The organism is Paenibacillus oryzisoli (assembly GCF_050467285.1).
GTDB lineage: Bacteria > Bacillota > Bacilli > Paenibacillales > NBRC-103111 > Paenibacillus_E > Paenibacillus_E oryzisoli_A.
Window position 1 is genome coordinate 335385 of record NZ_JBCMUN010000007.1, and the last position, 12977, is coordinate 348361.

General features: G+C 49.2%; 16 protein-coding genes. All 16 read right to left on the reverse strand.

The genetic code is table 11. The features are described 5' to 3' along the window. Positions 1 to 7: 7 nt before the first annotated feature. The 16 genes from ABE504_RS13855 to ABE504_RS13930 all read right to left on the reverse strand — a co-directional run bounded on the left by ABE504_RS13855 (position 8) and on the right by ABE504_RS13930 (position 12924). Positions 8 to 388, reverse strand: coding sequence for a BMC domain-containing protein (locus ABE504_RS13855; RefSeq protein WP_430089269.1), 381 nt, complete (start codon positions 386 to 388; stop codon positions 8 to 10). 4 nt (positions 389 to 392) lie between these two features. Then, positions 393 to 665, reverse strand: a complete 273-nt coding sequence (locus ABE504_RS13860) for a EutN/CcmL family microcompartment protein (protein WP_430089272.1) — start codon at positions 663 to 665, stop codon at positions 393 to 395. Between the two features lie 14 nt (positions 666 to 679). Next, positions 680 to 1360, reverse strand: a complete 681-nt coding sequence (locus tag ABE504_RS13865; protein ID WP_430089275.1) for a hypothetical protein — start codon at positions 1358 to 1360, stop codon at positions 680 to 682. A 2-nt stretch (positions 1361 to 1362) separates the two neighbouring features. Further along, on the reverse strand, positions 1363 to 2019 hold the full coding sequence (locus tag ABE504_RS13870) for a phosphate propanoyltransferase (protein ID WP_430089278.1): 657 nt from the start codon (positions 2017 to 2019) through the stop codon (positions 1363 to 1365). Positions 2020 to 2062: 43 nt separating this feature from the next. Further along, entirely contained in the window at positions 2063 to 2356 is a 294-nt protein-coding gene (locus tag ABE504_RS13875) for a BMC domain-containing protein (RefSeq protein ID WP_430089281.1), read from the reverse strand. 27 nt (positions 2357 to 2383) lie between these two features. Next, positions 2384 to 3916 (reverse strand): acetaldehyde dehydrogenase (acetylating), encoded by a 1533-nt coding sequence (locus ABE504_RS13880; RefSeq protein ID WP_430089284.1) that lies wholly within the window; start codon positions 3914 to 3916, stop codon positions 2384 to 2386. A gap of 43 nt (positions 3917 to 3959) precedes the next feature. Then, positions 3960 to 4610: an ethanolamine utilization microcompartment protein EutL gene (eutL, locus tag ABE504_RS13885; RefSeq protein WP_430089287.1), complete on the reverse strand. Its 651-nt coding sequence runs from the start codon at positions 4608 to 4610 to the stop codon at positions 3960 to 3962. Then, positions 4594 to 5541, reverse strand: coding sequence for an ethanolamine ammonia-lyase subunit EutC (eutC, locus tag ABE504_RS13890; RefSeq protein ID WP_430089943.1), 948 nt, complete (start codon positions 5539 to 5541; stop codon positions 4594 to 4596). The genes eutL and eutC overlap by 17 nt, the downstream gene beginning before the upstream one ends. A 37-nt stretch (positions 5542 to 5578) precedes the next feature. Next, positions 5579 to 6955 carry an ethanolamine ammonia-lyase subunit EutB gene (locus ABE504_RS13895; RefSeq protein WP_430089290.1) on the reverse strand — a complete coding sequence of 459 codons (1377 nt, stop codon included), beginning with the start codon at positions 6953 to 6955 and terminating at the stop codon, positions 5579 to 5581. Positions 6956 to 6972: 17 nt separating this feature from the next. After that, positions 6973 to 8436 carry an ethanolamine ammonia-lyase reactivating factor EutA gene (locus ABE504_RS13900; RefSeq protein WP_430089293.1) on the reverse strand — a complete coding sequence of 488 codons (1464 nt, stop codon included), beginning with the start codon at positions 8434 to 8436 and terminating at the stop codon, positions 6973 to 6975. Between the two features lie 33 nt (positions 8437 to 8469). Next, positions 8470 to 8973 (reverse strand): EutP/PduV family microcompartment system protein, encoded by a 504-nt coding sequence (locus ABE504_RS13905; protein WP_430089296.1) that lies wholly within the window; start codon positions 8971 to 8973, stop codon positions 8470 to 8472. 14 nt (positions 8974 to 8987) lie between these two features. After that, entirely contained in the window at positions 8988 to 9329 is a 342-nt protein-coding gene (gene eutS / locus ABE504_RS13910) for an ethanolamine utilization microcompartment protein EutS (RefSeq protein ID WP_430089299.1), read from the reverse strand. Between the two features lie 63 nt (positions 9330 to 9392). Continuing rightward, positions 9393 to 10172, reverse strand: a complete 780-nt coding sequence (locus ABE504_RS13915; protein WP_430089302.1) for an MgtC/SapB family protein — start codon at positions 10170 to 10172, stop codon at positions 9393 to 9395. A gap of 68 nt (positions 10173 to 10240) precedes the next feature. After that, positions 10241 to 11047 (reverse strand): HAD family hydrolase, encoded by an 807-nt coding sequence (locus ABE504_RS13920; protein ID WP_430089305.1) that lies wholly within the window; start codon positions 11045 to 11047, stop codon positions 10241 to 10243. 15 nt (positions 11048 to 11062) lie between these two features. Beyond that, positions 11063 to 11848: an endonuclease/exonuclease/phosphatase family protein gene (locus ABE504_RS13925; RefSeq protein ID WP_430089308.1), complete on the reverse strand. Its 786-nt coding sequence runs from the start codon at positions 11846 to 11848 to the stop codon at positions 11063 to 11065. 134 nt (positions 11849 to 11982) lie between these two features. Further along, on the reverse strand, positions 11983 to 12924 hold the full coding sequence (locus ABE504_RS13930; RefSeq protein WP_430089311.1) for a metallophosphoesterase family protein: 942 nt from the start codon (positions 12922 to 12924) through the stop codon (positions 11983 to 11985). Between the last annotated feature and the right edge of the window lie 53 nt (positions 12925 to 12977).

A 12977-nucleotide genomic window follows, 5' to 3' on the forward strand; every position in this document is an offset into this window, starting at 1 on the left:
CGACAGCCTATTCAGTGTCCGTTTTATGATCGCTATTGGGGCTGAGTTCCGTTCGCTTTCTTCCAGCATTATTTTTTGTCGTATCTCCACGCTGCTGACTGGCCGAATCGGTCATTTCATTTTTTTGCAGCAAGTGATTGACTTCATCGTCCGGTCTGGCGATCATATGAGCTGCCACCAGTACCCCCACTCGCTTCGCGGCTTCTTTCCCTGCTTCAAGCGCCGCTTGAACGGCGCCAACATCTCCTGACACAAGGATCGTCATGAGTCCTGCATCGGCACTCTCCTGACGAACCAGCTTGACATTGGATGATTTTATCATGGCGTCTGCAGCCTCTATGGAAGCGATAAAACCCCTTGTCTCAATCATTCCTAACGCTTCTGACATCCCATCACCTGCTCTCTACATCAATTGAATCTACAATACCTATAATGACCGCGTCGATCGGCAATTCTTTATCCTTGATGACAAGCCGGGCTGCGCTCCCTTTGGTCACCATGACCTTATCTCCAATGCCCGCACCAATCCGATCCAGGGCGACTAGCGGAGCGTCAATCGGCAGTCCAGTTGGCCCTTCCGGCTGGACGAACAAAAACTTCAAGCCTACGAGATCATCCTCTTTCCGTGTTGCCCATACATTTCCAATTACTATGCCAACTTGCATATGTGTTCACCGCCTCAGGGCTCTTGGATAAGGATTGTCAATCCTTTATCTTTTGCAGTATCACGCGCTAACGGGGTAATCAAGGTATGCCGCGAGACCGTAATCGTCGGAACATGGCTGTCCTGTATATCTTTTTGCGTCAGTACTCTTTTATTGACATGCAGCCCCATCTCATGCTGCAATTCCAATTCGGTCAGCTTAGCAAACTTTGCCCCAAACGTGATCAGCTGATCCTTGTACGTTCGAATATGTGCGCGATAACGTTTGGCCGGTTCCGGCAACCCTTCATCCGAATCAACCGATTGAAGGATCCACGCTGCAGAAGGGGCGGGGACCAAGGTCACTGGCGTTCCGTTACGCAGCAGCGTGGCTAACAGTTTACTGGGAGCTGAATCTGTGAATCCTTGTGCTCCCCGAACGAGTAAGTCCTGATCGATATCCATCAGAACGGCATGACGGACATCCTTCTCCGCAGAGGATACAAGATCAGGCGCTTGATACGACTCAATACCAACCTGCCATTTTGCCAGTAAGGGGGCAATGATCTTATCGATTTCCGTTGTTGCGCGGCTTCCATCATGAACAAGAAGCAGACATGGTTTCGGTTCGACTACCCCCGATCCCCGGGCTTGCAAGCTTGCGATCACTTCACGAACGATGTGCTCAATTAAATTCTTATCCATAGATAATGTCATAATTAACCCGCATCATCGGAGGATTGCACTAAATTTCCGGCATCTCCCGTAGCGAGCAGCGCAGCATTCGCTTCATCGGTATCGATGTGCATGTCGAGCTTGTAACGCTCGGAAACCCGAATCAGCACCTTGTCATAAACCATCGATCTTTTGCCCGATGTTTGGACGGAAACTAGCTCACCATTCTTAACGCCGAAAACCATTGCATCTTGCGGCGTCATGTGAATATGGCGCTGGGCGATGATTAATCCTTCTGTCAAATACAGACTGCCATGGGGGCCTACGATCGTAACGGGCGAAGAGCCTTTCGTATCTCCTGATTCTCGGAGCGGCGGTCTATACCCGAGCCTCACCGCATCTGTCATGCTGACCTCAACTTGAGTAGCTCCTCGAACAGGGCCTAGTATTCTAACTTTCTCAATGCTTCCTTTCGGCCCCGCAAGGAGTACCGTCTCGTTAGCTGCAAATTGACCAGGCTGCGATAAATCCGCCTTTTTCGTCAACGCATAGCCGGAACCAAATAATACCTCAAGGTGTTCCCTGGATACATGCACATGTCGTGCCGAGACCCCAATAGGCACCGAAGGTGTTGGTTTGCCAGCCTGATGGAGTTGAAGCACTACTTCTTCTACAATGGACTGTACCATCTGATGATCCATGATTCATGCACCTCATCTTCCAGTCGACGTTGAACACTCGCTTTTATTTTTCTTGCTCAAATTTAGGCAGTATGCTTTCCAGTTCATTATGTGGACGTGCAATGACATGGACAGACAGCAATTCACCAACACGCTGTGCTGCTGCAGCCCCTGCATCGGTAGCCGCCTTCACAGCTCCGACATCCCCGCGAACAAGCACCGTAACAAGTCCTCCGCCTGCATGAACCTTACCGACAATATGAACATTTGCCGCTTTAACCATCGCATCTGCCGCCTCAATCGAGGCTACAAGCCCTTTGGTTTCGATCATACCTAACGCTGTAAGTTCTCTTGACATCTTAAATTCCTCCTAGGTTTTATGGGATTAAATTTGGGAGATCACTTGATGAACGAGTTTGACAACAGTTGCCTTATCGACACGCCCTGTTGCGCCAACCTTTTCCATTACTTGATTCACTACGTCTGTAATCTGAAGTTCTGTCGCGCGTTCTTCTGCGGGCCTCGAATACTCCGAATTAGCGGCTCTTCCTTGCTTGGGGACATCGACCTGTTTAATGCCGTAGGCGAGACGCTTCACATTCATGAGATGATGGGCCGTCAAGTTATCGGATGTGATGTTCCCTCCAAACGAACCGCAGCCAAGCGTAAAGGATGGCTTGAGTCCCGTCGTTCCGCCAACTGCGCCAAGCGCAGACGGGGTATTCACGACAATTCTTGAGACAGGCATACGTAAGGCGAAGGATCGAGCAATCTTATCGTCGGTTGTGTGAAGGGCCAGCGTATGCCCTCTTCCGCCTAAATCCAACAGCTGCTCGCAAATCTCGGCAGCGTCCTCCCAGCCATCTACCGTGTAGAAGGCAAACACCGGCGCCAGCTTTTCGATGGAGAACGGAATATCCTTTCCGACATGCTGCTCTTCCGCGATCAACAACCGCGTCTCGGCAGGAACCTGGACACCTGCCATCTCCGCGATCACCGCAGCGCTTCGGCCAACAATCTTAGGGTTGAGCTTGCTGGGAGCAGGGGAAATGATCGGTTCCAGCTTCTTCTTCTCTTCTGCATTCAGGAAATACGCACCCAGGTTCTTAAATTCGCGAACGACCATCTCACGGATATTCCGATCGACGATAACGGCCTGTTCCGAAGCGCAAATGGTTCCATGATCAAATGTTTTGCTATCGACAATGCGTTGCACGGCTTTCGCTATCTCAGCCGTTCTCTCAATATATACCGGCACGTTGCCAGGTCCTACGCCGTAAGCCGGCTTGCCCGAGCTATAGGCTGCTCTTACCAAAGCGCTGCCGCCTGTAGCTAGAATCAGGTTGATATCCTTGTGCTTCATTAAGCCCTCTGTGGCCTCCATCGTTGGCTGCGTGATCCAGCCGATGATCCCCTCCGGTGCCCCCGCTGCAATAGCAGCCTGCAAACAGATCTTGGCGGCTTCCACCGTACATTTGGCTGCTGACGGATGAGGGCTAAATACAATGGCATTTCGGGCTTTTAACGCAATTAAGCTCTTGAAAATAGCGGTGGACGTTGGGTTCGTTGTTGGAACGATACCTGCAATGACTCCGAAGGGCGCAGCCAGTTCAACGATTTGCTGATCCCGGTATTCATTGATAATGCCGACAGTTTTAAGATCGCGAATCGAGGCGTACACATCCCGGGATGCGACCTGATTCTTAATCACTTTATGCTCGATTACGCCAAGTCCCGTCTCCATGACGGCGAGAGAGGCTAATTCATAGGCTTTGTCAAACGCGGAATCTGCCATGGCTTTTACAATACGATCCACGTCCTGCTGCGAAAAGGCTTGAAACTGCTGTTGAGCCGCTTTGGCTTTCTTGACAGCCTCTCTCATTTCCTGAATGGCGTGCAAATCTTTGTCCAGCTCCATCTTTCAAGGACTCCTTTCTTTTAGCGATCCTGCTTCAATCGTATTAGTATGTGATCGGCTGTTTGGCAATTTCAATAATACTCGCTCTGAAAGCCTCCGCTGCAGCATGACATGCCGCTTGCGTGCCTGTCAGCAAGCCGCCTCCAAAGTTCGTCTCTGACGGCGGGCCAAAAAACTTCATGAGCCGCACATCAGCGGCCTTCAAAGCCGCGTCGAGTCCATACATCGCTTCGAGCGGCGGAGCAATTAAATAGGCGAGAGGCTCACCTTCTTGAATACTTGCCAAATGAGAAAGGTAGCTCCCCGTTCTGGCTACGACGTGTGCATACAAGGCGTGCGTACGATCCTCATTTAGCGATTCAAAGAACGCATCGTATTGAATCGTGTTCCGAATAGCTTCAATCCCGCTTGATACCTCGTCCGGATTCGGTCCGGCAATAATTCCGATGAATTCACCAGATAAGGGACCCGAAGCATGGCTGGCTCCGGCATAACAAGAACGTGCATACACAACTTCCACTTCCGCTCTCTTGGTCGCTTCGTCAAGGGCCGTGTAGCCGACATCGTCGATGGTCGTTGTTAGAATGCCTAAGCTTCGATATCCCGGTTTCAACGGAAACTGGGCAGCGAGCGTTGCATCCACATTCGGTATCATACGAACAGCCAATATTTCCGCTTTAATCCGCTCCAGCATGTCGGACTGCCGCCTCCTTCTGAACCAGCGATATCCCGCTTGCCTGAAATTTGAGCATTCTGGCCACGACGTCGCCTAAGTAAGCCCCTGCCTCGACGGGAGGAATACCTCCCGAATGAATGTTGGACACGACCATTCTGTCGGCTTCAATCGTTCCTTTTCCAGGCTTATAGCATAAGTACGCGCTTAGGGATTCCGCACTTAGCAAGCCCGGGCGTTCTCCGATAAGAAGCACGACCACCTCAGGCCGCAATACCTCGCCTACATCATCCATCACCGCTACGCGACCTTTTTGTATGTAGAAGGAAGTCCCATAGTCGATTCCAAGGCTCGTTAACGATTGCTGAAGGGATAGCAGCACATCCTCTCCATTTTGCTCAATCGCTTGCGAGCTGAGTCCATCGGAAACGATAATTTGCACTTTAGGTTCATGAGCACATCGCTTGGAAATGATTTGAATGGCCTCAGCAGATAGCCGTCTGCCAAGGTCCGGGCGCCGGATGTATTCTTCTTTATCCGAAACCTGCGTCTGGACAGCGAATAGGTCAAGACTGCTCAGCAGCTCCGTCGATACCTCCCCGTATACGGCATCTACGGCGGCGGCATGATCGAGTCGAAACTTGAGCCACGCCTCCGTTTTGGGCCGCAGGCCTGCTCTGCCGACGCCAATTCGGGCAGGCGTTTTACGGGCAAGCTCGGACAGCGCAGTGATGTCATGCGCATCCTCTATCCCCAAGCGTGTCTGCAATTCCTCCAAAATGTCATCCGGCCGATCAGGGATAGCAGTGTCCGGAGCTGATTCTCTGGATGGGGGAGAGCCAACACGATGCTCCCAAACCCTAACCATGCCTTGCGGCTCTTCTTCGTCTATACGATCTTTCATCTTGTCCAGCACGATTCGGGTAATCGCGTCTACGAGCTCCGCATTCATCATGTACTCACCTCCTCCACAACTTGTGCAATTCGGGCTATTGCCTGATTTTACGTGTAAAAATCGTGGGATCCCCGGCCCTACGGCTTAGTTTGCCCGCCTCCATAATCCCCATCTTCTCCAGCCAAGCCTCAAACAGCGGCGCTGGCCTCTTATTCATCGTTTGCCGCAACGCAGCCACATCGTGGTAACTCATCGATTGGTAGTTAAGCATACAATCGTCCCCCATCGGAGTAGCGATAATAAAGTTGACGCCTGCGGCTGTAAGCAGAACACCTAAATCCTCCATATCATTCTGATCCGCTTTAATATGGTTCGTATAACAAATATCCACACCCATCGAAATCCCATGCATCTTGCCCATAAAATGATCTTCAAGGCCTGCGCGTATGACTTGCTTACTGTCGTACAAATATTCGGGACCGATAAACCCGACAACCGTGTTTAAGATATAGGGATGATACCGCCGGGCGAATCCGTAGTTTCGCGACTCCATCGTCAGCTGATCGATCCCATGATGAGCTTCAGCGGATAGTTCCGAGCCTTGTCCCGTCTCGAAGTATAATCGCTGAGGGCCCGTCCCGGTCCCAAGCGTTCTTGCCATATCATTCGCTTCATCCAATAAAGCGGCTGTAATGCCGAACGAACGATTTGCAGCTTCCGTTCCCGCGATACTCTGAAAGATCATATCTGCAGGAGCGCCTTGTTCAATGGCCTTCATTTGCGTAATCACATGAGCCAGCACACAGTTCTGCGTGGGAATCTCCCACTCATTGATAAAATGATGCGTTGCATGCAGAAGCCGCTTCACGCTCTCAACGGAATCGTCAACCGGATTGATGCCAATGACGGCATCGCCCATTCCATACGATAAGCCCTCCTTTAGAGAGGCAAGCATCCCCTCCACATCATCCTTAGGATGATTAGGCTGAAGTCTAGAAGCCAGAACCCCCTTTTGCCCGATGGCAATGTTACATTTCGTGATCACTTCGATTTTGTTTGCACTATGAATCAAATCGAGGTTAGACATCAATTTGGCAGCGGCCGCTATCATTTCACTCGTAAGTCCTCTGCTGATCCGCATTAAATCTTCGCCCGTAGTGCGATCATCCAGCATGTACTCCCGCAACTCGGAAACCGTCCATCTTTGTATACTTCTATAAATCGGTTCGTTGACTTGTTCCTCGATGATGCGGGAAACCTCATCCTTCTCAGCGGGAAGTAAGGGATTGTCGCGAATGTCACTGAGTAACAATGCGCCCAGCACTTGCTTGGCCGCAATTCGCTCTTGCACGGTTTCCGCTGCAAGTCCAGCAAGTCGATCGCCGGATTTTTCCTCGTTTGCTTTGGCAAAAACCTCTTTCAGATTGTTGAATGTGTAGACATGACCCATAAGCTTCGTTTTCAGCTTCATTGAACAGCCTCCTTTCGCTATGAGTGGAAAACGAGCGTCTTCACAATAACGGGGACAACGTCCATATGCAGCGGGTTCCCGATATCCAGATAATCGCCATGCAAGGCCGCCACTTGATCAATACAAATGATGTCGCGTGCAGGGTTCTTTGCCTTTAAGGCTTGACCCAGCACTTTGGCGATATCGCTCGCTGTGACCACAACCAATGGTGCTAATTGATTCGGCTGCCTGCGATACGCTGCTAGCAGCCACTCCGCCAGCTGCTGTACCTCGCGAAATCGGAGATGAGGCAAGCCTGAGAGATAGAAAGCAAAATTGATACCTTCTCTCAACGGATCATAAAGTTGAAGGGCCCGTTCAACGGCCTCAACAATTTGGCACTCGCCATCGACGAGATGGTTTCGGAATGCCAGATGAAAGATCGGAAGGTTCTTGACGGGTAAACGGGAGCTTTCCACTTGAATGGTTGTGCCGCTAATCTCCGTTGTTTGCATACCTGCGCCAAGAACCGTTGCCCTAACCGTTTCGGCGGGAGGAACCCACTTCCACTTTTGCAATTCCGTACTCTGCCTTAATGCTTCAACCAGTCGCAAGCCGATATCTTCATACTTCACATGCTGTAGGCTACCGGTGTTGTTCTCCAAGTGGTACATACATTCACTAACGCCACCCGAGAACATAATTTCGTCAATCGACACCCCCCAGTCCGGCGGATGTCCCAATAGGAGCACCTGATCCGCAGCCTCAGTCGTGCCATGAAGTGTGTGTACTAAGGTTTGTACCATCGCTTTGACAACCTCATCGATAACACGCTGAATCCCCTCCGATTGAACGGGAGTTCCTAGTGGAAGATTTCGTCCAAGCTGCGTGAGCAGCCTTTGAACAGGCGGAGATACCGCTTTTATTCGGCCTTCATCGAATTCGATTAATCGGCCGCCGATATGAAGTGTACATGTTCCCCTCAAATTTCCTGCTTGATACACAGCAATATTCGCCGTTCCACCGCCTATGTCGATGTTTGCAATCGTCTTGTCCGATTCTTTCGAGTACTGGTAAGCACCTGAACCTTTCGCCGCAATCATGCCTTCCAAATCCGGACCGGCCGTCGCAACCAAAAACTCCCCGGCTTGTGAGGAAAGTCCGTGAACCATCTCCTCCGCATTTTGCTTGGTAGCCGTTTCACCCGTAATGATGACAGCCCCTGTTTTGATGTCCTGCGGTCGGATCCCGGCACGATCATATTCCTGCAGTACGATCGCTTGAACAGCTTCCATATCAATCCATGTCGGAGTACGCAGTGGAGTTCGATAAATCGGACTTTTATAAAAATCCTGCTTGTCGATAATTTCAATACGCGGTACTTGGCTGGAACCGGCCGTATTCATCAGTGTAAACCGACTCAAGACGAGCTTCGTCGTGCTAGTGCCAATATCGATGCCTGCGCTTATGATGGTTTCTGCTTCTTGCCGATACGATTTCAAGCCTTCCCACCTGCCTATGAATGAACCAGTAGCTTACTCATGAAAGAACACATGATGTACGGAAGCTCGGCCGCAGTATGCCTGCATGTCCTCGAATGTCGCGCAATGTACTAGCTCTTTAATCTCCTGAATACCTTGTCCTACAAAAGAAGAAGAAATTACGACAGCTCCCCTGGGCATCGTCCGCTTTAACTGGTTCACTGCTCGATCCACGTTAGCAAGAGGAGCATCGGCTTTGGTTATAACGCCAATTGGCATTTTATTAAATCCCGTTGCAAAGCCGGGAGGAAAAATACTTTTCGGGTTGGTCGCGTCTTGAACAAAAATGACGTGAGTAACTTCGAGAGCTGTTGCCATGATGCTTTTATAAAAAAATGGATTTTCTGTATACTCACCTGGCGTATCCACAATCCAATCCTTAAAAATCAGCGCTTGAGTTTTCACCGCTTCCACCCTATGACCAAGCAAAGCTTCGGTCAACGTAGATTTCCCTGCCCCAATAGAGCCGATCAGCATGGCACGATGATGAGTGTTCATTTCAAACACTTCCTTTAAGATTTTGTAATGCGGGCAGCCGTGTAACCGAGCTGTGCATAAAGAAAATCATTAATATGATGCATCGCGACTTCAACTTCAGAAACACTTCCAATCAATACAAGACTTCCGGTAAACCGATCAAGGAATCCAATAGAGACGTTTGCAGCTTTGGTCGCCAAATCACCGGCAATGATGACCGTTTCACTTGGCGTCAGTGTCAGGATTCCGATCGCCCCGGACTCCGCAATGCCTAATTTTTGAAACAAATCCGCATCCGGATTGGCAATGAGATGACTTAGCGTAACCTGCTTGCCAGGTACGAACTCCTGAATAAATCTTTTCTTTTCTTCTTGCATGGCAAATCCCTCTCCTGACAAGAACCTAATGATCTACGAAAAGATCCGTGCGTGTTTCATAAACTATATGCTCTCCTTTTTCGCTATAATACTCATGCCGTGTAATTTCTTATTGACGTTCGTTTCTTCGTCGCTCATTTTTGTTGTACTCATACTAATGACGTTCGGCATAGTAGGCAGCATTTCCACTGCTTGGTCCAGCTGTTTCGTTTTCGCTTTCACAACCATTTTGATGTAAACCGTACGCCTCACTTCATCGTTAACGCTCTTGTCACGATTCTCAATATGCGTTTCGCGAATTTGAATCCCCATCTCTTTGACCTTTGCGAAGATCAGACTTACATTCCTACTATCGTCCCAAACTTCAATGGACAGCGTCATCTTATTCCTTGAGTTTAGGAATCTTTTTTCTACTTTATTTAATAAAAATAAGCTGATTAGCATCGCAACTGTTGCTAATGCTGCACCATAATAAAATCCAGCCCCGACTGCGAGGCCAATGGCAGCGACAACCCATAGAGAAGCTGCTGTTGTCAAGCCTGACACGGAGACCCCGGTTCGCATGATCGTGCCCGCCCCGAGAAACCCGATGCCGCTTACGACTTGGGCAGCTAGCCGAGAAGGGTCTAATCTTACATTAGGTTCGTAAGCAAACTCAGCAAAACCGTAAATTGACAACAACGAAATGAGAGCAGAGCCCAAACAGACGAGAATATGCGTTCGAAATCCAGCAGCGTGATCGCCTAGCTCACGTTCGAACCCGACGATCCCGCCCAACACAACGGCAATCACAATTCGTATGCTTAATTCTAGATAATCAATTTGCCAGACCTCGGGATGCAAGGTGATCGAAACCTCCTGAATAGCAGCTATTTTCGCAGATGTGATATGACATCAATTGTTGCTTAATTTCACTTAAGCTGGATACGTCCAATAAGATCCGGCAATTCAAGCAAATTACCGACTTCAAATGTAGGGGCATTGTCCCCACTGCGCACGGATGACCCATGATGATTAATCCAAACGTTTCTCATGCCCACTCGATTCGCGCCCAGTATATCTGTGTTGGGATTATCCCCGACCATCAAGCCCTCTTCTGGTGAAATCTCAAGTAATGACATTGCGTAACGGAAAATTGATTCCGCTGGCTTCCCTGCACCGAAATCGCCCGAGATAATCATGTGATCAAAATACGAAACTAAGTTAGGAATGGATTCAACCTTTTCCCGTTGCAAATCAGGGGCTCCATTCGTTAATAAAAGCAATTTATATGTCCCTTTTAGCGCATCAAGAACAGGGAACGTCCCCTCATATACAATAGGCCGGGCGCGTCGCTCCATCGGAAATAGCTCAGCAAGCTCTTCGCCCAGCTGTACATCGTCGATACCTACTTCACGTAACCCGCGTATCCATGATTCCCGACGATAGCCAGGCGCAAATGCCTGTAACGCTCTGAACTGCGGAAGCGCTCCTTCATCGAACCGCGCCCACAATGCTTCTAAGTGCGTAATTTCAATCATCTTGGCAAAAGGGTACAACTCGAACGATTCGTATAACGACAAAGCATGCTTTTTTACAGCCGTCTCCAAATCGGTACTATTTATTTCTGAATACCGCTCAATTGCTTTGGCGCAAGTTGCAGAGAAAGCCTCGCTAATGCCCAATTCGTCCCATAGCAGTGTATTATCTAAATCAAATAAAACCGCTTTAATGCCCACAATAAAACCCCCAACCTATTCTCTTGTTACAACCTCGGCGATCACCGGATAATGATCCGAAGGATATTTGCCTTCATACTGCTCTCGATCAATCGTCACGTTATGAATCTCCAAATCAGGGGATACAAAGATATAGTCTATCGGTTCTCTTTCTCCAAATTCACTGCCTAGAAAATGGTGGAAGGTCGCCCCAACATCCCTATTTTCTTTCTGTAGAACGGAATACGCATTCCGATATTCTTCCTGCTCTAAACCCGTAACAACCACATTATCTGGATAAACGTTAAAATCGCCTGTTAATACGGCTGGGAGTGCTGTTTGATCACGAAATGTTTTCATTCGCTCTCGAATTAATTCCATACCTTTCTGTTGGGCTTCTTCGCTAATATGATCCAAATGCGTATTAAACATTGCAAATTCATCCCCCTTCTGTGACTTGATCGTCACCCAAGTGCACATACGAGTGTGAGATGCATTCCAGCTTTTCACACCTAGCTGCTCTGGATTTTCCGATAAACTGAAATGGCCCATAGCTCCTATATGCCATTTACTCTTTTTGTACAGGATCGCCGTATATTCGCCTTTCATGCCGCCTTCACGGCCTTCCCCAATCCAAGCATATTCTGGCAGCTGCCGCTCCAGATCTTCAAGCATGTCATGTACACCCTCTTGAATGCCAATAATGTCAACATGGTGGTGCTTGATCATTTGAGCCACCGCCTTCGTACGATACGGCCAAGCATTGTCCCCATCTAATTCCGTATTTTTCCTTAAGTTAAAAGTCATTATTTTCGCAAACATGGTATTCCTCCGTTTTGGATACCCCGAAGAGACAATCATTCTCTCCGATAACTATTGTTATGTTGAACAAAAGCTGGCCATGAATGACCCGGCAGAGGATCCACGGACAGCTTTCCTTTATGCCTACACACTTTCTAAGGGAGATGAACGGCCGTTTGATCGATCCTTTCCCCGGTGTCCATACGGATCCACGTCTCAAACACACGGCTGCCTTCGGTGAGCTTAATGATTCGCGCTCCTCGATGCTCCCCATTATAAGGACGACTGTTAAACGTGTTATAGCCGGTCACTTTACCGTACACGAGCCGGATACCGTAAAGATCGCCCCAGAAATCGTTTTCGTGATCGTGGCCAACGAAGGTGCCGATGATATCTCCCCGTTCCAGCATAGCAGCGAACAGACCCGAATTGACGGAAGGACAGCAAATCTTTTCATTTTTCGTTCCATAGCAGGGAAAATGATTCCATACCGCCTCGTATTCCGGAAGCGGGATATGGAAAAAAGCCAGAGAGGGAACAATACGTCCGCAAGCTTTCTCAAGCTCCTTGGAACGTTCCCTATACCATTGAACCTGCTCCGGCCTAATCCAATCATAACCCTTATACGGCATAAGCCCGTCCACCATATCCCCCAGCGAGTCGATCATATAAAGTGCTGCGGCACATTCCGTGCCGTCCGATCCGGCAACTGTCAGCACATAATTGCCTAAGCCTGGCAAATATTCGGGGCCTCGCTCGGTTAAACAAAGCGGTAAGCTCTGCTGCACCCGCATCAGTTCCTCGCGGGTCACTTGCCACTCGGCATCGTGATTACCGTAAACAGCCCCCCACGGAATGCCGTGCTCCTCGATCACTTTCCCCACATCGGCAAAAGCTTCTAAGGCTCTGCCTTCGCACCGCCCGCTTTGGATGACGTCACCCGTCAGAACGACCAAGTCCGGTTTTTCCTCCAACAAGACAGCTTCCATCAATTCCCGTGTCTTCATATCCAATTCGCTACCAGTTTTCCAATGAAGATCTGTAAACTGTACGATTGTAAAGCTGCGGTCGCTGCGAAATTGCAGTTTCTTGTTCATGTTCCACCTCTATCAAACGTTCTAACTGCTCATTTCATACTGTGTGCGAATCG

Coding starts and splice junctions, on each gene's coding strand:
- ABE504_RS13855 (WP_430089269.1), bottom strand. CDS start 388: ATGTCAGAAGCGTTAGGAATGATTGAGACAAGGGGTTTTATCGCTTCC.
- ABE504_RS13860 (WP_430089272.1), bottom strand. CDS start 665: ATGCAAGTTGGCATAGTAATTGGAAATGTATGGGCAACACGGAAAGAG.
- ABE504_RS13865 (WP_430089275.1), bottom strand. CDS start 1,360: ATGACATTATCTATGGATAAGAATTTAATTGAGCACATCGTTCGTGAA.
- ABE504_RS13870 (WP_430089278.1), bottom strand. CDS start 2,019: ATGGATCATCAGATGGTACAGTCCATTGTAGAAGAAGTAGTGCTTCAA.
- ABE504_RS13875 (WP_430089281.1), bottom strand. CDS start 2,356: ATGTCAAGAGAACTTACAGCGTTAGGTATGATCGAAACCAAAGGGCTT.
- ABE504_RS13880 (WP_430089284.1), bottom strand. CDS start 3,916: ATGGAGCTGGACAAAGATTTGCACGCCATTCAGGAAATGAGAGAGGCT.
- eutL (WP_430089287.1), bottom strand. CDS start 4,610: ATGCTGGAGCGGATTAAAGCGGAAATATTGGCTGTTCGTATGATACCG.
- eutC (WP_430089943.1), bottom strand. CDS start 5,541: ATGAATGCGGAGCTCGTAGACGCGATTACCCGAATCGTGCTGGACAAG.
- ABE504_RS13895 (WP_430089290.1), bottom strand. CDS start 6,955: ATGAAGCTGAAAACGAAGCTTATGGGTCATGTCTACACATTCAACAAT.
- ABE504_RS13905 (WP_430089296.1), bottom strand. CDS start 8,973: ATGAACACTCATCATCGTGCCATGCTGATCGGCTCTATTGGGGCAGGG.
- eutS (WP_430089299.1), bottom strand. CDS start 9,329: ATGCAAGAAGAAAAGAAAAGATTTATTCAGGAGTTCGTACCTGGCAAG.
- ABE504_RS13925 (WP_430089308.1), bottom strand. CDS start 11,848: ATGTTTGCGAAAATAATGACTTTTAACTTAAGGAAAAATACGGAATTA.
- ABE504_RS13930 (WP_430089311.1), bottom strand. CDS start 12,924: ATGAACAAGAAACTGCAATTTCGCAGCGACCGCAGCTTTACAATCGTA.